The sequence below is a fragment of the Olivibacter sp. SDN3 genome (genome assembly GCF_014334135.1).
Lineage (GTDB): Bacteria > Bacteroidota > Bacteroidia > Sphingobacteriales > Sphingobacteriaceae > Olivibacter.
The window spans coordinates 2,988,473-3,007,487 of sequence record NZ_CP060497.1 but is presented as its reverse complement, the minus strand read 5'-3'; the positions used below and the strand labels follow the sequence as shown (position 1 = coordinate 3,007,487).

Annotated in this window: 13 protein-coding genes; 3 read left to right on the top strand and 10 right to left on the bottom strand. The window is 42.8% G+C overall.

Going from position 1 to position 19,015, the window contains the following annotated elements; all coding sequences use genetic code 11:
* Window positions 1-90: 90 nt before the first annotated feature.
* The 3 genes from rpsF to rplI are packed head-to-tail and all read left to right on the top strand — an operon-like array spanning window position 91 to window position 1,184.
* A complete protein-coding gene (gene rpsF / locus H8S90_RS12335; protein ID WP_187342804.1) occupies window positions 91-459 on the top strand; it encodes a 30S ribosomal protein S6 in 369 nt (122 codons plus the stop codon).
* Window positions 459-722, top strand: coding sequence for a 30S ribosomal protein S18 (gene rpsR, locus H8S90_RS12330; RefSeq protein ID WP_093332144.1), 264 nt, complete (start codon window positions 459-461; stop codon window positions 720-722). Before rpsF ends, rpsR begins: the two co-directional genes overlap by 1 nt.
* An 18-nt stretch (window positions 723-740) precedes the next feature.
* On the top strand, window positions 741-1,184 hold the full coding sequence (gene rplI, locus H8S90_RS12325; protein WP_187342803.1) for a 50S ribosomal protein L9: 444 nt from the start codon (window positions 741-743) through the stop codon (window positions 1,182-1,184).
* A gap of 78 nt (window positions 1,185-1,262) precedes the next feature.
* Here rplI and H8S90_RS12320 read toward each other — a convergent pair whose 3' ends face one another.
* The 10 genes from H8S90_RS12320 to H8S90_RS12275 form a co-directional block, all read right to left on the bottom strand.
* Window positions 1,263-3,578: a DUF5703 domain-containing protein gene (locus H8S90_RS12320; protein WP_187342802.1), complete on the bottom strand. Its 2,316-nt coding sequence runs from the start codon at window positions 3,576-3,578 to the stop codon at window positions 1,263-1,265.
* 219 nt (window positions 3,579-3,797) lie between these two features.
* Window positions 3,798-5,825 (bottom strand): glycoside hydrolase family 127 protein, encoded by a 2,028-nt coding sequence (locus H8S90_RS12315; RefSeq protein WP_187342801.1) that lies wholly within the window; start codon window positions 5,823-5,825, stop codon window positions 3,798-3,800.
* Window positions 5,826-5,836: 11 nt separating this feature from the next.
* Window positions 5,837-9,301 (bottom strand): glycosyl hydrolase, encoded by a 3,465-nt coding sequence (locus H8S90_RS12310; protein WP_255501930.1) that lies wholly within the window; start codon window positions 9,299-9,301, stop codon window positions 5,837-5,839.
* A gap of 30 nt (window positions 9,302-9,331) precedes the next feature.
* Entirely contained in the window at window positions 9,332-10,639 is a 1,308-nt protein-coding gene (gene fucP / locus H8S90_RS12305) for an L-fucose:H+ symporter permease (RefSeq protein ID WP_187342800.1), read from the bottom strand.
* Window positions 10,640-10,656: 17 nt separating this feature from the next.
* Window positions 10,657-11,100 carry a MaoC/PaaZ C-terminal domain-containing protein gene (locus H8S90_RS12300; protein WP_187342799.1) on the bottom strand — a complete coding sequence of 148 codons (444 nt, stop codon included), beginning with the start codon at window positions 11,098-11,100 and terminating at the stop codon, window positions 10,657-10,659.
* Between the two features lie 20 nt (window positions 11,101-11,120).
* Window positions 11,121-12,191, bottom strand: a complete 1,071-nt coding sequence (locus tag H8S90_RS12295; protein WP_187342798.1) for a Gfo/Idh/MocA family protein — start codon at window positions 12,189-12,191, stop codon at window positions 11,121-11,123.
* A complete protein-coding gene (locus H8S90_RS12290) occupies window positions 12,191-13,339 on the bottom strand; it encodes a CaiB/BaiF CoA-transferase family protein (protein ID WP_187342797.1) in 1,149 nt (382 codons plus the stop codon). Before H8S90_RS12290 ends, H8S90_RS12295 begins: the two co-directional genes overlap by 1 nt.
* Before the next feature lie 3 nt (window positions 13,340-13,342).
* A complete protein-coding gene (locus H8S90_RS12285) occupies window positions 13,343-14,488 on the bottom strand; it encodes a CaiB/BaiF CoA-transferase family protein (RefSeq protein WP_187342796.1) in 1,146 nt (381 codons plus the stop codon).
* Window position 14,489: 1 nt separating this feature from the next.
* Window positions 14,490-15,644: an extracellular solute-binding protein gene (locus tag H8S90_RS12280; protein ID WP_187342795.1), complete on the bottom strand. Its 1,155-nt coding sequence runs from the start codon at window positions 15,642-15,644 to the stop codon at window positions 14,490-14,492.
* A 15-nt stretch (window positions 15,645-15,659) separates the two neighbouring features.
* Entirely contained in the window at window positions 15,660-18,926 is a 3,267-nt protein-coding gene (locus H8S90_RS12275; protein WP_187342794.1) for a glycoside hydrolase family 2 TIM barrel-domain containing protein, read from the bottom strand.
* Window positions 18,927-19,015 lie beyond the last annotated feature (89 nt).

Sequence of the window (19,015 nt, the reverse complement as noted above, 5' to 3'; positions counted from 1 at the left end):
AACGGTAAGCACTTGTATTTCCAAAAACAAAGACCTATCTTTGCATCCCGCTTTGGCGGAATTTAGTGAATTAACAAATTTTTTAACAAAATGCAACAATACGAAACCGTAGTAGTTCTTACCCCGTTGTTGTCAGAAGATGTAGCGAAAGAGGTTATTGCCAAATTCAAAAACATCCTTACTGAAAACGGAGCCGAGATTATCCATGAGGATAATTGGGGTTTGAAAAAATTAGCGTACCCTATTGAGAAAAAAACAACAGGGTTCTATCACCTAACAGAATTTAAGGCTCCAGGTGAATTGATCAATAAACTGGAACTTCAATACAAACGTGATGAGCGTATTATGCGGTTCTTAACTATTTCTTTAGACAAGCATGCCCTTGCTTATAATGAAAAGAAACGCAGCGGTGCTTTCAACAAAAAAACAGAAACTAAAGCAGAGGAGGCGGCAAAATAATGGCAAGAGATCAAATTCAATACGTTACTGCCCCTAAGGTAGAAGATAACCGTAAAAAATATTGCCGTTTCAAAAAGAACGGAATCAAATATATTGATTACAAAGACGCAAACTTCTTATTGAAATTTGTTAATGATCAAGGTAAGATTTTACCTCGCCGCTTAACAGGAACTTCTTTGAAATTCCAACGTAAAGTAGCTCAGGCTGTGAAACGTGCACGCCATATTGGTTTATTACCTTATGTAACTGATTCATTAAAATAATCTGGAGGTAAGAACGACATGGAAATCATTTTAAAACAAGATATTAAGAAACTTGGCGAGAAAGACGATATCGTAACCGTAAAAAATGGTTATGGTCGTAACTATCTTATTCCACAAGGCTTAGCTATTCTAGCTACCCCTTCTGCCAAGAAAGTGCTTGCAGAAAACATCAAACAAGCGCAGTTTAAACAAGAGAAAATCAAAAAAGATGCTACGGAGCTTGCTGCTAAGTTAGAATCTGTAAAATTGACTATCGGAGCCAAAGCTGGTGAGAGTGGTAAAATCTTCGGTTCGGTGAATACTATTCAAGTTGCCGATGCCCTGAAAAAAGAAGGTTTTGAAGTAGATCGTCGTCGCATCACCTTTGATGTAGAGCCTAAAGAGCTTGGCGAATATACGGCCAACTTAAACTTACACAAAGAAGTTAAGGTACAGGTTCCTTTTGAAGTCATTGCTGAATAAGCACTCTTTTTAAGAAAATAGTAAAAAGGTCTTTCCTTTCAGGAGAGGCCTTTTTTGTTTCGACCTAATTATCCCCTGCTATTGTTTTACGATTACTACATCTTTTGCTCTAGAGGCCGGTAGTACTTCCAGTTGAACTAAACGTCCCTCTTTTACCCGACCATAAACTGTAGTATGTTGTGGAGCATGTAGTTTAAACTCCACTTCACGATTCATTGGCCAAGCAGGTAGTACATAAATTTTTTCTCCATCGGTTTGCAACAACATCTCCTGTAAACCAATCATACCCGCTCCTCCCCAATTATGGTCAGGTGTCCAATCAAAACCCGGCCCCCAAAATGCAGGAAACCGTCGTCCTGAATTTTTTAGTTTTAACCTATTCAGTCTGACAGCCTCTGCCGTCAAGCCTAAACGTGCTGCAAAAATATTGTCCTGTTTCCAACCGATATGGCTTCTAAACTTCACTGCATCCGGGTCATATTTATAGGTGTTGACCGCCGTATCTAAGCCTGGCCTTCCCAGGCCATAAACACCCCAAGGAAAAACAGGATATAACTGTGGTACTTCGGTATTGTTGACGCGCTCCCAGAGTTTTGCAGGTGCCAACATCGCATAACCAGTTACTGTACGCGTATTCAACGGAGGGACTTTCTTCAACATAGCCCTGAAATATTCCCGCTTTTGCGAATTAAGATCAGAAGAAGGGAGCTTCAACACACCTTCTAATACGGTTTTTAGTGCTGCAATCGTCGAGTTGGCATTGTAAGCCATTTTATAGGTTTCTGCTGCCGAGCCTGGATATATTATCAGATGTCCTTCGTTATCTAAAGCTCTTACGCCTCGCCGCCGAGCTAGGTATTGATAGTGTTCATCAAAAAAAAGAAGGCAACTTTCAATTAAAGGTAGATATTCCTTAATACTCTCTCCCTGATAGTGATACGTCTCTAAAACCATCATACAAAACTCCAGTACCGTATCCCATTGATATTCCAGCCAGGCATTATATTCCATTCCCTGATCATAGTCTTCAGGTCTTTTCCATCCATATTCTGCTGGATTTGGCAAACCGAAATTCTCCAGCTGTTCGGTAAAACTCGCTCCTCCATGCCCCCAATACACCTTACTGCGCAATTCCGCATTATTCAACAACCTGTTGTAGAAGTCGAATGCAGGCTTCATGAGATCAAAGTCTCCACTTCGTAACAATGGCCAATAGACCAAGCGTTGATTCTGAGCGGTATGCGTACCCCCTCCCCAATTCCTGAAATCAGGTGTATAACGCAGACTACTATCAACATAAGACGGATCATAGGTAAACAACCCCCCGTTAAATTTGGTAGGATATGTTCCATAAGCATTACAAGCTAACATATATCGAAAGAGTTGATAATTCCTTCCCATTTGCCATTCTACATCGCTTTCATCCCTATTTTGCGGTTTAACTATAATAAAGCTTCTACTCCAAAAGGATCTCCACCAATTTCTCGTGCGTTCCCATGCTTTTTCGTATGCTGGCCTTTGTGTTTCCGCCAAGGTCAATAAATCCTGTTTCCACAATTGAATAGGACTTGCTTGATCGGTATGTAAATACAATCTTACTTCGTGTTTCCTGGAAGCTTTTGTGCTTTTTAATTGCCAACCCTTAAAATCGGTATCCATGTATTTTCCATCAATTATCCCTGCGGGCTCCATCCCCCTCCCTTCCATCCATCCACCAAAGGTTAACTCTCCGAGGGGATTGGTCAAATCAGCCTTGACGTGCTCCAAGCCTTGCTGTTGGACCGTAACATCAAATACTGTACTGTCGCTGTTCCGATGGTAGAAAAGAACAGCATTTCGATTAAACTCAACCTTATCTTTCCTAGTGCGCACTTCTCCAGGTGGTGCCCATTTATAAGTATTTGCATTATTTTCCTTCCCTTTGGTTATGCGGTCTCGGTAACGCCAATTTTCATAGGTTGCCATTGCATGGACAGGACTATCGGCAACAGCTTCCACATGTATGACTGGACTAAAAACATCCACCCAGACTTTTACTTTCACTTCGCCGTATTTATTTTTCCCGGAAATACTTACATACCCTTCCTCCAGTTTTAATACTTGTTGGAATATTTCCCCTTCCAATGGATTGGGGAATAAACGCAAACGTACCCTACCTAATTTCAATAAGGTATTATTTTCATCAAAAGTACCGCTACGGGCTACATAAAACAACAGATCTCCGTTTTCCACCCATACGTTCAAACCGATGTCACCGCCTCCACAAGGCATTGATTCACTCGCATTTCTACTCGCACTTTCCCATACGACGTCATAGGGACTTAAATCTATATCTTGGGCAGCCGAAAGCTTCCAAAAAAATAAAAGCAATACTATAAAATGTCTTTGCTTCATTTAGTAAATTTTATTTAATTTTTCTTCTTCTCATACAGCGAAAACTTTTTTGGCATTCGAGCTTGCTCCGCAGGTCTCTCAAAAGAAAACGCTAACAAAAAGAACTCAGCGTAAGCGAAAACTTTGAAGGTCGCATCTATCGTTTATGAATGTTAGTCCCATTGATAACATAAATGATCTTACCTATACCTTGATTCTCGTCATTCATACAATCACAACTCACCTCACCGGCATCCACACGGTCATGTCTGTATGTCCTCTGTTACCCCAGGCAAAATATGGGACAAGATTTATTAACAGCTGCCGGGATTCATCTCCCGCTAGCTTCCTATATAATTTCCCATCCCAATTCTTTTGTTTATCTATCAATTGGGCTTCACCTCGTAGATAAAGGAGTTTGCTATTTTCAACCATTTCCATTTGCGGCGAAAACCGGGCAGCTGCGGGTATCACTACGTCGAAAATACTATCACCTTCGGGTAAATCTACCGATTCCAAACAGTATACTAAGGGTCCTCTTTTCACTGCTACCTGGTTACGATTTTCCTCTACCAAAGGGTTCGCCTGCATCAATACAGCCTCCATTGGCAATACCAAACTTATCCTATCGCCCTCTTTCCAAAGTCGATTAATTTCCAAATAACTTCCCGGTGACACATCGCGATCCAGCACTTCTCCATTAATTTTCACAGATGCCGTTTCTGTCCATCCGGGAATCCTCAGAAAAAACGAAAAAGCATGATCGGGAACTTCTTCCAAAAACAATTCTACCTCTCCATTCCACGGGTATTCGGTCTGTTGACGTAACATGACCTTGGAACCATCTAGCAAATTTGTGTGCAGCTCATTCCCACTGTATAAGTTCACCCATAAGCCTTCTTCTGAAATATTATATGCATAATTATGTATTTGGGTTAACGTACGTACCGTATTAGGTGGACAACAGTTTGACAGCGATATGTATTCTACCCGGTCTTTTGACCAACGCTGCTCAAAAGGAAGGCTATCGGAATAAGCCAATGGATTGGTATATAAAAATCGCTTTCCGTCTAAACTAATACCCGATAGCACGCTGTTGTAGAGCGCCAGCTCGAACACATCCATGTATTTTGCGTCACCGGTAAGTTGTAACATCCTCCAGTTCCATAACATATTGCCAATATTCGCACAAGTTTCGTTATGAGCAGTAAAATTGGGCAACTGGTAGTCTCTACCATAAGCCTGATGTATCTTTTGTACTTCTGCCGGGTTGTATGAAGTACCATCTGGCGAAACACCATCATATAAAGATCCACACCCCCCGGTGATGTACATTTTATGAGAAGTTACATCCTCCCACATTTTACACAGCTGATCCAGCAAGGTTGAATCGCCCGTCTCGGCATAAACATCCGCAACACCAGCGTATAAATAATTGGCTCTCACCGCATGGCCCATCACTTTTTCTTGTTCGCGAAAAGGAATCCGGTCTTGATTATCATCTGTTCCATCATTTATAGCTCCTTTAATATCAATAAGGTGTTTAGCCAGATCTATATAACGCTCGTCGCCCAGGGTACGGTACATCTCTACCACTCCCATATAGTGTGATGGACAAATGGCATTACGTGCCAAAGTCGGAGACGCTGTTTTATAAAACTTATAGAGATAATCAGTCGCTTTTACTGCCACCTCCAAGAGGTTGCGCTTGCCGGTAGCCCGATAATGTATGCAGGCAGCTGTCATCAAATGACCGATGTTATATGCTTCAAAACTCAAACGATCTTCGAACTGATTTCTTTTGCCCGTCTTACGCTGTTCAATCATAGATAAGGTATAGATATACCCATCTTCCCGCTGAGAGCGGGCTATTGTTTCGATAACCTGATCCATCATGGTATCCAATTGTGGATTTTTCGTAGTTGCATACAAACTTGCCACAGCTTCTAACATTTTGTAATAGTCGCCATCATGAAAAGACGGTCCCTGATGACTTCCCGTGTCGAGTCCTGCAGCTATCTCAAAATTTTTATACGCATGACTAATTTCGGCATCATTATAAACCTTCCACAATTGCGGCACCATCTTTTTTTTGCCCATTTCAAAGCGCTCGGCCCAAAAACCAGAAGTCCACTGCACAGCATGCATATCAAGAGGCTTTAATTTAGCAAAAGGGCTGTTTGAGGTATTCACTAATGGCCTTTTCTGCGCCTTCACTGCCAAAACTAAGCTTAACAGCAGCCATATCCCTATCAAGAATCTTCTCATCTATTCATAATTTAATTGTTCATATCTTCTATCAAAAATATTACCCGACCTATTAGTCCGGCTTTTAACAAGGGTTGATCACCAAGACGGTACGGTGCTGTAGTATGGGTAATACGTTTGTCTTCGGACACAGACTGATCACCTATTATTCGATTTGCCCATGTATTACTCACGATGATTTCTATCTCATTATCACCTTCTTTCAACGCTGTCGTTACATTCACGCTATAGGGGGCGGTCCAAAGTGTTCCACAATTTTTCCCGTTGATTTTAACGGTTGCAATATTGGCTAATTCTTCCAATTTCAGCCACACATTAGACGCTTTGCCGTCCCACTGAAAGGTTTTACTGTAAGTAGCAGAACCTGAATAGTAACGGACAGCTGGATTTTCATGCTTACTCCAGTCGAGCAGCTTTTCAAAAATTACAGGCTTATCAGGTCCTCCAAAATCCGGATCAAACTGCACTTGCCACGGGCCGTCAATAGCGCTATGCTCTTTAAATATTTCCCAGTTTAAGCCCTCATGGTGTGTTTCCGTATCTGTAGGCTCTTCCAACAAAATGAATAGCGAAGCATTAGCCGCCAATCGAACCGGAATCTCGGTACGCCCTTTGTTAAATTTCCATTGTTTGACTGGTTTCTTTTCATTGTTTACTGCGTCAAAGAATACCGGTACTTTTCCCGCCACCCTTAAGGATACCATTACTTCCCTTTCTTCCGCCAATTGATTAGTTAAAAAGTAAATTTCCTTTGCTCCCGCTTTACGGTGATTGTAGCCCAGATTATATGCTGATGTTCCATCCTTTTTTGTAAAAATCACGTCTTGCGGCACCCCTAATTGATCAAAGGTATGGAGTAGATAAGGAGCTTTCACAAGGCGTCCTTTTCCTATTTTTTTTACACTTAATAGTTGGCCATCTATAATGACCTCTTCAAATGGCCCTTCCCATAATTGCTGTGCCAATTGTCTTAATTCTTTTTCTTCCTTAAGATTCGCCTGCAAACCCAGTGTGGTTTTCGGTTTATCAGCTATTACAACCGTTGCCCCCTTGTACACCAAGTTCCACAGCTTTTGAAGCACAGCTAAACTCATCGCCTGATAATTGGGTTGCATGGCGTGCTTAGCAGGAAAAACCAATATTTTGTATGCAGCTCCTCCGGGCAACACTATTTGTCCGTCCCTTACCTCAGCTAAATTTAAGAGTACATCGGGGTTAAAAGAATCGTACGCATACCCATTCAATGGGTTAACCCAATGCTCTGGCTGTACCATATGTGCACTTGTTGTTACTCCTGCAATTTTCTGCATAGGCAAGGCTTCATTAGCTAAACGTATCTGCTCTTGTTCAAGCCTTTCCTCACCAAACACTCCTGGCAAGGTTTCCACCAACCGATCAGGCAAAACAGCTCTTCTTGGCAACTCTTCTCCAGTAAATACCGCAATATCAGCAACAGGTACACCTTCTTGCAATAAGCACTGGCTCCTGGCTGCGTAGTCGACCCATGCTTTCCCTTGCCTCCACCAAGTTTGATCACGTTGGAAATAGAGTCCTATGCCATCGAGCGTCATCCCAGGCTTTCTATCCATCCAGGGATTATGTACATAAACATGATAAACCAGTTTATTAATACCTAAAGCGTAGTTACGATCTTGTAAGGTCTTCAAGTTGCCGGGATGCTCGTCCCATTGCATACGTATCTGCGTGAAGGCCTCGGCCTGTACCACAGACTTCCCATACACATGTGCCGCAGATGTCGCATCCAAAATGTCGTTAAGTTTATCATGTGAGGGACTCCGCAGCCAAAATTCACCCATGGGAATGTCAACCTTCTTAAAATGCTCCATACCATCTGTAACCATCACGGGCGCCGTTGTTTCAGCTGTAAAAACTGCACCTTTTTCACGGACTAAATCAGCCAGTGTATCAAAAAACTGATCGTTTATTAGTTCTGCGATGGTTTTCCTTACATCGTATAGAAAGCGTTCAGAAGTATCCATACTCTCAACAGGATATCCAGCCATCGCGGGTAAGTAATGTACGGGGTCGTATCCCCTTTTTTTCTTAAACTCTTCTTTAAATACAGGCGACCAATTCTGGCTTCCGCATTCCCAGCTATCAACGTGAAAAATTTTCAACACGCGGGCAGCCAATTCAGGGCCAGCAATCTCTACAGCCTTATTAAACCAGCCATTGAACTGCAACCTTACTGCCTCCGGGTTAAACTTATCACATTCTAACCCTTTTCCCGCCCCTGCCGTCTCATTTTTATGACCGGTGGACGTATGTCCCATCCGCAAAACAGTCCATTCACCTGCCGGTGCATCCCAAGCCAGCTCTCCATCGGCCTGCATATATGGGCGCAGATCAATTAAGTCTTGCTGTGCAATTCCTTTCTCTTCTGTGATCTGGGTTATATTACCAGTCGGTTCACTGATCCGCCATACCATTCCTGATTTGCCTTCAAATTGGTGGATGCGAGGCGAAGATAAGAGGGTTATACCTGACAATTTTAAGCTGGGTTTCCACTTCGCCGCGTCTAAATCTTCGCCACCCGGCTCGCTCCCTATCGGATCGTAGACAAAACGAAAATATTTAGCTTGTATGGGTTCAATAGCGTGCGTTACTCCCACATCCCAATCCAGCCAACCCGCCCTGGGAGGGACCAAACGGGTAACTTCCCGAAAGGTTTCCCCATCGTTGCTTACCTGAACAATCAAACGACCCGCTTGATAGTTAAAACCTTGTATATCAATCTTTATCGCTCTACAAAAGACTTCTTCTCGATAACTATACTGTATCCAACAGGGTTCTCCACTGCTAAAGTTTTTTTGATTGTCTGCGACTGCTAAAAACTGTGCGTCGGCACCGGTATTGGTCGTCACGTGAGGGACTTCCCGTACCCGACGATTGTATTTGCTTGGAAAAGCATAGACCGCAATATCTTCGTAATAATCTTCATACGCTTCGGGCATTGGCAACCGAAAAGCTACCCGTTGCTCCCCTGCGATCGTCGTATCAGTCCATACCACCTTCTGCATAGAAAGCTCTGGGCTTATCCACGGACCTCCAGCAGTGGCGAAGCCATCATTCGGCAGTAAGGCTATTTTTATACCCAAACGATCAGCTTCTTCCATCGTATAACGTAAAATCTCCCACCATTCGGCGCTCATGGTTTCAATAGCAGGTTCAAATAAAGGAGGGTCTGTTTTACCTTTAATTGGTGCGAGATAAGCTCCCGCAATACCTACCTCCTTCATCGCGTGTAGATCAGCTGTAATTGCTTCTCTAGAAAAGCTGGCATGCATCCAATACCAAAACATCCATGGATTAGACTCGTCATAGCCATGAGCTTGTGTAAATTCCATATTCGAGGGCAGATCCTTTTGCTGTCCCAAAGAAATAAAGGGCACCACAAAAAAAACACCCATCACTAACCGCAGTACCAAGATCATTTTCTTTTTATTGTTTATCATGTTTTACAGATTTATCCGACCTGTTTGCGCTTATTGCTTTAATAACCGATCACCTTTTAGTTTATACCCGCTCCAGCCGTAATGGAAGATAACTCCGAAGCAACAAAGAGGTACAATGTATCCTAATTGGGTGTTATCCTGATAATAGTCTATTAACCCACCCATAACATAAGGGAGAACAGCACCTCCTACAATAGCCATAATTAACCAAGATGAAGCTGTTTTGGTATCTTCTCCCAGTCCAACAATGCCTAGTGCAAAGATGGTAGGAAACATGATCGACATGAAAAAGCCAATCAGGCCGAGAGCATATACAACATATATTCCTTGGCCCAGCACGGCAATAGTACATAGTCCCATTGCAATAATGGCGTATGTCATCAGCAGATGCCCAGCTTTTATAAAGCGCATTAAGAGCGTTCCGACAAACCTTCCCAGCATAAATAAAAAGCCATAAACCCCTAAATAGTACCCAGCTGTTTTTTCATCTACACCAGCTCCCTGCTGAGCCATACGTATAAAAAAACTTGTTACACAGACCTGTGCCCCTACATAAAAAAACTGCGACACTACTGCCAAAAACAGATGTCTATGCCTCAGCACAGAAAAAAAACCTCCTTTCGCAGTTTGTGCCGTCGGCACCTTCATTTCGGGAAAACGGACAAAACAAAATACTATCGCAAAGAGGAGTAGCGTAGAGCCCAAAATAATATAGGGTATTTTCACAGAAGAGGCCTCTTCCATAAAATAGCCTGTACGATCTACATTTGACATCGCAGCGAGTGCCTCGGTGGTATATTCTTTGCCCGACAAAATGAAATTTGCTCCAATAATCGGAGCAACCATCGCTGCCAAACCATTAAATGATGCCGCCAGATTCAGGCGGCCGGTAGCGTTGGATGGTGTCCCTAGCATTGCAGCATAGGGATTTGCAGTAGTTTCCAGAATAGTTAGCCCACAACCAATTACAAAAAGTGCAAACAAAAACAGTGGATAACTTAACCAGTCCGCTGCCGGCACAAACAGATATGCCCCAGTAGCAAATATGAGCAATCCCAATACCATACATTGTTTATAACCTAATCGTTTTAATAATATTCCAGCAGGCAAAGCCATAATAAAATAAGCAAAAAACACTGCAGTATCTACCAATGCCGACTGCATATTACTCAGGTTGCAGGCTTTTTTTAAATGTGGAATAAGAATCGAATCCAGGTTATGCGCCATTCCCCATAGAAAAAACAAGCTCGTTACCAATATAAATGGCAGCAGATACGGATTCTTAGACGTTGCTTCCCTCGGATCTACGTGGCTTACCGGTTCTATTATTGTTTCCATTACACCTGTATTTGCTATTATTCTTTTCTTTTTGCCAACAATATATGATCCGCTACCAATACCACTTCGCCTCTCTGATTGATCACCTCTACATGCTCGGTAATCGTACCATAGGCAGGATTCTTCGCAGTATCTTTTTTGCTTATAGTTACTTCTGAATGAATAGTGTCTCCGATAAATACCGGCTTAACAAAGCGTAAGCGATCGTACCCCTTAGAAAAGGCCTCGGGATTGATTTCTGAAGCAGTTAATCCGATACCAATACTGAATACCATCGTACCATGCGCAATCCGCTGGCCGAAGGACTGGGTTTTGCACCATTCGGCATCTAAGTGGTGTGGGAAAAAGTCGCCTGTATGACCGGCATGTACTACAAAATCGGTTTCCGTGAGTGTCCGTCCAAGGGTTGTTCGCTTCGTATTTAACCGATAGTCTTCAAAAAAAATGGATTTAAAATACATAGGTTCATCGATTAGTCATCTTAAAAATTATTTTCAATCAGGGTACCTCCCCCGTCACTACATTGGTATGCCGCTTCAACCACTGCCATGGTTCTCATCACATCTTCCACACGAGCACCTAAAACCGTCGATTCTCCACTTTTGTAACGCATAAGTGCCGACATACTACCTATAAAAGCATCGGGAAACCACGATCCCTCAATTGGCAGCTGTTGCCATTGTGGAGGTCCATCTTCATCAAGTAAGCAATAATCAAAGGCATCTGGCACTCCGTGAGGGTAATCCATTAACAGGCCCATTTTTACTTTGATAGCACCATTAGTTCCTTCCCACTTGATATAGCTTTCCTGCTGTGTCGGTCCAAAATCATGATCGTGATTGGTATTGATTACCGCACGCAAGGTATCGCCATAGTCCATTATAATGGTAGACCTGGAAGACGAGAGGTTTTTGGTTGGATGCTTCAAGGTCTTAGCCATGACACTTTTGGGGGCTCCGAAGAAAGAGCGAATTAAGTCGACGTAATGAATACTATGGTATTGAATTTCGAGTCGAGGGTGTATTTTTACTAAAGGAAATAGCTCCCACGGTGTCTGTACGGTTACCTTCACTTCCATGTCATATACTTCGCCAATAGATCCGCTATCGATCAGGCACCTTGCGGCACTTACAAAGGGGGCAACACGTAATTGGCAATTGATGGCGGCATCTAGCTGTTTTTCCCGGCATACCTGCAAGATCTCCCTGCTCTGTGAAAAACAATCGCCCATGGGCTTCTGCATGAGCACTGCACTTTTATCGGGCAGTTGCTTTAGGGTAGGTACAAACTGCGGGGGCATAATGGTTACATCGTATATGGTATCTGCGGGGCTATCCTTTACGGCTTCAGTAATATTATCATATACCCTTGGTATACCAAATTGATCGGCCAATTTCTCAGCTTTTGCCCGACTGCGGTTAGTAATTCCAACCACTTCGAATCCCGCTTTTCTATATGCAGGCAAATGGGCATCGCCAACGATCCCTCCAGCACCTATAATAACAATAGGCAAGGTTTTTTTAGGTAGAATCGGTTTATAATCAATTTCCATCAGACGCTGTTTTCAAGTTCTTTTAGTATTTTTTCATTATCCTGTCCAATAATAGGTGAGCCGATACCCGAAAGAAGTTTTTCGCCATCAATACGGATCGGACATCGCGTTGTCTGATAACGATAACCATCTTGCATACTGACTTCTTGTAACATGTCCAGTGCCTGAAAACCTTCATGGGCCAATAAACGGTCCCAAGTCATCACATCGGCACACCATACATCCGCAGATTCCAAAATTGCCAGCCAGTGTTCTGTACTTTCGTTCCTCAGCTGTTTGCTCAATATTTCCTTGATTTCATCTCTCTTGTCAAAAGCATCGGCAACAGCTGTATAGGCTGTTAGCGGTTGACATTTGAGCAATTCTCCCAATTGCGGAATACTTCCCATGGCCAGTGCGATATAGCCATTTTTTGTTTTGTAAGTACCATAGGGTGCGCCAAGATAAGCATGTGCATTGTTGGTTTTGGTACGGGCGGGTAAAGCTCCTCCATCATGGTAATAAGTAGTAATGGTTTCCATTTGAAAATCATATGCAGACGCCAACATACTTACCTGTACCTGTGCGCCCTTTTGTCTAATGCCCCTATTAATCAAACAGGCCAATATGCCTTGTACCAAATTGGCTCCAGCCAACATATCCACAATAGAAAGCCCCATAGGTACAGGTCCATCATCGGCATTTCCGCTTAACCAAGTTAGTCCAGTAAGTGATTGTAGCAATAAGTCCTGTCCCGGTCTATCTCGCCAGGGACCATCCGAACCGTAGCCCGAGATCTCTCCGTAAATAATTGATGGATTTATTTTGGAAACTTCCGCATAGCTAAAACCTAAGCGTTCCATTACACCAGGACGAAAATTATGGATAAGCACATCGGCGTTGGTGATCATTTTTTTTACCAGGGAAACGTCTGTTGGCTGTTTTAGGTCGGCAGCAAAACCTTCTTTATTACGATTAATCGCGTGAAAAACCGAAGAGTCTCCGTTCATCACGACATCTGAAGTGTATAATTGCCTACAGATATCTCCTGATACCGGTTTTTCAACTTTTATCACTCGCGCTCCTAAATCAGCCAAGCGCAGGCCAGCCGAAGGTCCGGAAAGGAATTGGCTGAAATCGAGTACTAAATAATCCGCTAGAGGTTTCATACCTTATATGATATTAAATTCATGGTCAATGCTAAAGGTGTTTGCCCCCACTTTCGGGGCGCCCCTATTAGCGTATAAGCTCACGCTGTCAATCTGTATCGGATTTCGCGTAGTAATGAGTGCCTTTCCATTTGCCAAGGTTACCTCCTGTAGCATACCCAATACCTGAAAAGCCTTGTGTTGAAGTGCCTGGTGATAATTATAAACCATGGCACACCAAATTCCTTTTTTTTCCAATTGATTGCACCAATATGCTGTTTGCTGATGTTTGAAATGCCCGTTCAACATCTCAGTTATTTCATCCCGCTTCTCGAACCATGTTGCTTTATCGGTATAAGCTGAAAGATCACTGCCAATACATGTTCCTATGGCCAGTAGGTCTCCCATTGCTAATGCTAAGTACCCGTCACTGGTTTTGTATATACCGTATGGAGCACTCAGATAAGGATGCCCTCCCCCCTTTACCGCACTCCGTTGGGGAGGCTTTCTTCCATCATTTAAGTATGTTGTTAGCAATTCAAACTGCATATCCAAAATCGATTCTAACAAGCTTATTTCCACCAATACACTTCTTTTTGTCTTATTGCGTTTCAATATTCCGGCTAATATTCCCTGAACAAGATGAGCACCACAAAACATGTCAGCAACGGCCAAGCCAAAAGGAACAGGCCCATCGTGCTTAGTACCAGAGAGCCATGTCAAACCTGATAAGGCCTGAACCAATAAGTCCTGCCCGGGTTTATTAGCCCAGGGCCCATAACTACCATAACCACTGACGGCACCATATACAATGCTTGGGTTTATTCTACATACGTCCGGGTAACTAAGTCCGATTTTTTCCATCACACCTGGTCTGAAATTATGTGTTATCACATCTGCACGTGCAATAAGTCGTTTCACTTTAGCTAGATCTTCAGGTTTCTTTAAGTCGGCTGCATATGACTCTTTATTCCTATTAATGGTATGGAACACCAAGCTATCGTCTTCAATGAACAGATTTTTAATAGCGATCTGCCTTCCCCCTTCACCTTTTTCCGGTCGCTCAATCTTAATGACCCGCGCACCAAGGTCTGCCAGTTTAAGTCCCGCTAGCGGCCCAGCCATAAATTGGGCAAACTCCAATACCAATATGCCTTCCAAAGGTTTCATGTTATACGAGTGCTTTTGATTCCTGATACAATTCATTCAATTTACTTAGCAATACCCCCTCATCTCCGTTCTCTATTAAATAGCTCCTTATGATATCACCTGCATAATCTTGAAAAAACAAATGTCCATGATAACGCGGTCGTAAGAACGCACGTTCCAGAGCAGGCAGTGTACGATAAAAATAATTACCCGTTTGTTCGTTGGTATATACCGACTTCCATGCATCTAAATGTCCAGGTTGCCCACCACTATCAAAATATAATCCAGTTTGACAGAACGGGGAAGCCACATAACAGATATAGCGAAGTGCGTGCTCGATGTGCCGACAGTTGGCCGAGATAGCTACCCCAGTTCCTCCTAGGGTACTTTGCATATGTTGTCCATTTAAGCTCACCAGATCATGAAACTGCAGCTCACGCGCAGCATAACCATAACGTGCATAATTAGCATATCCATAAGCAAAAGGACAATAAGCTACGTGGTCCTCATTAACCATTTCTTCATATACCCTTATAGGGTTATAATTGTGAAAACGCTTATCTATTTTATCAGCTAGTTGCTTGAAATATAGTAGGGCCTGCCTGCCGACATGGTCACTCACCACAAATTGATCAGTTTGACAGGGCGCTTCACCCAGTGAACAACAGAACATATAAAAATTCATCAAGGTATCGATCGCGATCATGGGAAAACCTACAACTCCTTCATCTGCCAGTAACAATAAATCATGAAAGGTTTTAGGTAATTCTAGCCGATTTCTTTTCAGAAGATCAGGTCTACTTGATGCTACGGGTGTGGCAGCATCAATAGCCAGTGCCCATTGATGATTATCAAAATGGTAACTATTATACGACTGTCCTACACTATTGTTCTGTTGATCTTTCAAGAATGAAGACGCTAAATAGGCATCTAAGGGCAGCACGCTTTTAGTTTTCGCCGCAAAACCTGCCCACGGATGATCAATTACCAATAAATCATATGATTCGGCCAAGTCCTCAACCGAGAAGTCTGCAAATGCTTGCAATGAGCGCTTTTCCCATTTAATCTCCACTTCCGGGTTCTCTTCGCCGAAACGTTGCGCAGTGGCCACCATTGGCACAAACCCTCTGCTGTGGTTCCATGTAATTCCTTTTAACACAATTCGTTCACTATTCATATATGCTTGATATACTTAAAATCTAATTTCACTTACTTTTCTCTCCAAGTCTTTTTCTTCTGGCATGGGTAACAAATAAAAGGCATATTGATATCGCTTTGCGGGCACTTGGTAGTGTGGCAAAGGTTGTGATACGTCAGACCAGGTATCGTTCCCTCCCACCCCCATCTGTACTAAGTCTATATTTACCGTTATGTAACCTGCCTCATTAAGTTCATGATCGTATTTACTATGTAAAATCTCTGTTTCTGTATATGGCCATGCACTCATGCTCAACAAGCTATCAGCCACCACGAGTAACCCTTCTCGTTTTTCATCTACAAACCCCATCCATCGTATATCGGTTCGATTGGCATTTTCCTGTGGATATACATAAGGTTCAATAAAATCCATTAATGGCAACCGATAAATTCCAACATCTATTCCTAATCTTTTATCCACATAATTTTCTTGTGGCCCCCTACCATACCATACTATATGGTCGTAGGTTCTTTTTATTCCTCCCTGCATACCAATTTTAGGTATGTTCGGCAACTCTGGATAAGCCTCTAGATCATTGATAATCTTTAATATACCTTCGCCGTTGAGTACATAAGTTACCGAAACTGTTGCACTGCCTGGTATCACAGCATAGCTACTTATGATCTTCGTTTGCCCTTTAACAGTGCTATCTATCTGCAACTTGGTCAGCCGCGGAACCGCATCATACCAAGATTTCAATTTTTTACTTGGCTTCCAGCCCTTGCGGTCATTATCTGTTTCAGGTCGGGTAAAATGTGGAAGAAAAGGATGTGCAAGTTGCTCTTTACCGTTATATTTATAGGAGATTAACGCTCCGTCGCTTTTACTGAAGGCTGCTTCGGTATTTTTCGCTTTCAAAACATAACTTTTTGCTGTACTAACAACTACCACCTTAGCAAGCGATTGCGCTTGTTGTGCGGGTTCCGCCAATCCTGTTAACGTTAGTTGGTTAGCCGCAATTTCAAAATTTTTATCTGCCCAGGGTTTATCATCAGCTAAACGAAACCGCAGATCGAGTAAATACTCATTCCCATTTTTTAAAGCTGGTAGATATTGCCGTAAAGAAAGAACGGTATCACCTGAAGCGTGCAAACTTAAAGTGGGCAACCTTTTAAGCAGTATTGATTTACCATTTTCTAAAAGTTCCATTTCCATAACATAGGCGTTTAAATCAAGTACCGCATGTCGATTACGCACGCTTATCAAGCCATGCTTAGCGTCCACCAGTTCCGTTTCTATAGGCTGGTAAACCCGTTTACATTCGTACATAGCCGATTTTGGACGACCATCTGTTGCCACTATGCCATCGATACAGAAATTCCCATCGTGCCTTTCTTCTCCAAAATCACCTCCATAGGCAAAGTACGGTCTACCCAAACTATCCGTCCTTGTGATTCCATGGTCCTTAAACTCCCAGATGAAGCCACCTATTAAGCGAGGGCGACTTCTAAAGACGTCCCAAAATTCCTTCATATTTCCGGTTGAATTCCCCATAGCATGAGCATATTCCACAAAAAGGATTGGCCTATTGTCGCCATTTTTCTGGTCGAGCAACAAATCGGGCGTAAATATCCCTGGGTAGAAACGACTAATGATATCTACATAATATTGGTCGACCGGGTTACCAATGCGATGAGCATGATCATTTGATTTCGGATAACGTGAGTCAGATGGATCAATGTATCCGCTGTCTCTAGGGCTACCCATAGCAGGTTCGTAATGCACTGGACGGGTGATATCAAAATCGTGTATCCACGCCGCCATTGCCGCATTATTTGGCCCTCGTCCCGCCTCATTACCCAAGCTCCAAATAATAACAGATGGATGATTTTTATCTCGTAAGACCATTCGGTTGGTACGTTCCATAAAGGCATGAGTCCACTGCGGGTCATTACTGAGTTTCCCTCCTAATCCATGCGTCTCATAGTTCGCTTCATCCATCACAAAAATTCCATATTCATCACAGAGTTCATAGAGGTAGGGATCATTGGGGTAGTGACTGGTACGAATGGCATTAAAGTTAAATTGTTTAATGAGCTGCACATCCCTTTTTATGTCATCCCGAGAAAGCGCTTTCCCTTTTTCCGGATGGTGATCATGCCTATTTACTCCGTACAGATAAGTAATTTTCCCATTAATCAGCAGCTTACCGCTCGTTTTATCAAAAGTAACAGTTCTAAAGCCGACTTTACAGCTTTTAGCTTCCAACAGCTTCCCCTTATCGTCTCTAATGGAAAGGACAAGGGTATACAGGTTGGGGGCTTCATCACTCCATTTTTTCGGGTGCTTAACGTGTGCCTCCAATAAACCGAATTTCACATTGTCTAAACGGGGGTACACTTCGTTAACTATATCATTTGCAGATCGTTGCAAGGCTTTGGAAAAAACAGGTTTTCGCTGCTCATCATATAATTGGGCCTCCACAGTATATCCATTTATAGAATCGCCGGTAAAGTTCTCAATACGTGGGCGCACGCTGAAGATTGCGTTCTCATACATTTGGTCTAAATTGGCCTGCCAGTGAAAATCGGCAATACGTACCTTAGGCTCAGCCAGAAGCATCACCTCTCTTTGAATACCGCTCATACGCCAGTGATCCTGATCTTCCAGATAAGAACCATCACTCCATCGGATAACCTGTACAGACACTATGTTTTCTCCATCTTGTAAGTATGGCGTCACATTAAACTCGGAGGGCAGACAACTATCTTCCCCATAGCCCAGAAATTTTCCATTTACCCAAACCTTAAAAGCCGAACTCACACCCCCGAAATGTAGGGTAACATTCATATTTTGCCAATCGTTCGGAATGGTGAACGAACGCTGATAGGATCCTACAGCATTATAATCTTCGGGTATGCGTGGAGGGTCTACCGGTCTAAAGGGGTACACTGCGCTTTTATATATCGGAATATCATATCCTTTCATTTCCCAGTTGGACGGCACCGTCAACTTATCCCATCCCGTTACTTTCCCCTTATAGAAATCTTTAGGGGCATCTGCAGGTTTGGACGCAAAGAAAAAATCCCATTCACCATTTAAAGACAACATCCTTCCAGAAATTTCCCTACTACCTTGTATAGCGTCCTCTATACTAGCAAAAGAATAGGCAGTCGCCCGGGCAGGTTCCCGGTTAATACTGGTAATTAACGGATCCTCCCAAGGCTCAGCTGCATAAATACTTGGCTCCGGCGGTATAGTAGCTGGTAGTCCATCCACTGTTTGCCCATGAATATTTCCCCATGAACATGCTAAAAGCATTACTGCTCCCTTTCTTATTTTATTCCAGTTGAATACCACTAATACATTTTTGTTTTAATCGTTTATAAGAAGTGTTACTTGACGCCTTC

What these genes read in the sequence shown, in the direction of transcription:
- H8S90_RS12315 (WP_187342801.1), bottom strand. Translation starts at nt 5,825, where the DNA reads ATGAGAAGATTCTTGATAGGGATATGGCTGCTGTTAAGCTTAGTTTTG.
- rpsR (WP_093332144.1), top strand. Translation starts at nt 459, where the DNA reads ATGGCAAGAGATCAAATTCAATACGTTACTGCCCCTAAGGTAGAAGAT.
- H8S90_RS12285 (WP_187342796.1), bottom strand. Translation starts at nt 14,488, where the DNA reads ATGAAACCTTTGGAAGGCATATTGGTATTGGAGTTTGCCCAATTTATG.
- H8S90_RS12320 (WP_187342802.1), bottom strand. Translation starts at nt 3,578, where the DNA reads ATGAAGCAAAGACATTTTATAGTATTGCTTTTATTTTTTTGGAAGCTT.
- H8S90_RS12310 (WP_255501930.1), bottom strand. Translation starts at nt 9,301, where the DNA reads ATGATAAACAATAAAAAGAAAATGATCTTGGTACTGCGGTTAGTGATG.
- H8S90_RS12300 (WP_187342799.1), bottom strand. Translation starts at nt 11,100, where the DNA reads ATGTATTTTAAATCCATTTTTTTTGAAGACTATCGGTTAAATACGAAG.
- H8S90_RS12280 (WP_187342795.1), bottom strand. Translation starts at nt 15,644, where the DNA reads ATGAATAGTGAACGAATTGTGTTAAAAGGAATTACATGGAACCACAGC.
- rpsF (WP_187342804.1), top strand. Translation starts at nt 91, where the DNA reads ATGCAACAATACGAAACCGTAGTAGTTCTTACCCCGTTGTTGTCAGAA.
- rplI (WP_187342803.1), top strand. Translation starts at nt 741, where the DNA reads ATGGAAATCATTTTAAAACAAGATATTAAGAAACTTGGCGAGAAAGAC.
- fucP (WP_187342800.1), bottom strand. Translation starts at nt 10,639, where the DNA reads ATGGAAACAATAATAGAACCGGTAAGCCACGTAGATCCGAGGGAAGCA.
- H8S90_RS12295 (WP_187342798.1), bottom strand. Translation starts at nt 12,191, where the DNA reads ATGGAAATTGATTATAAACCGATTCTACCTAAAAAAACCTTGCCTATT.
- H8S90_RS12290 (WP_187342797.1), bottom strand. Translation starts at nt 13,339, where the DNA reads ATGAAACCTCTAGCGGATTATTTAGTACTCGATTTCAGCCAATTCCTT.
- H8S90_RS12275 (WP_187342794.1), bottom strand. Translation starts at nt 18,926, where the DNA reads ATGCTTTTAGCATGTTCATGGGGAAATATTCATGGGCAAACAGTGGAT.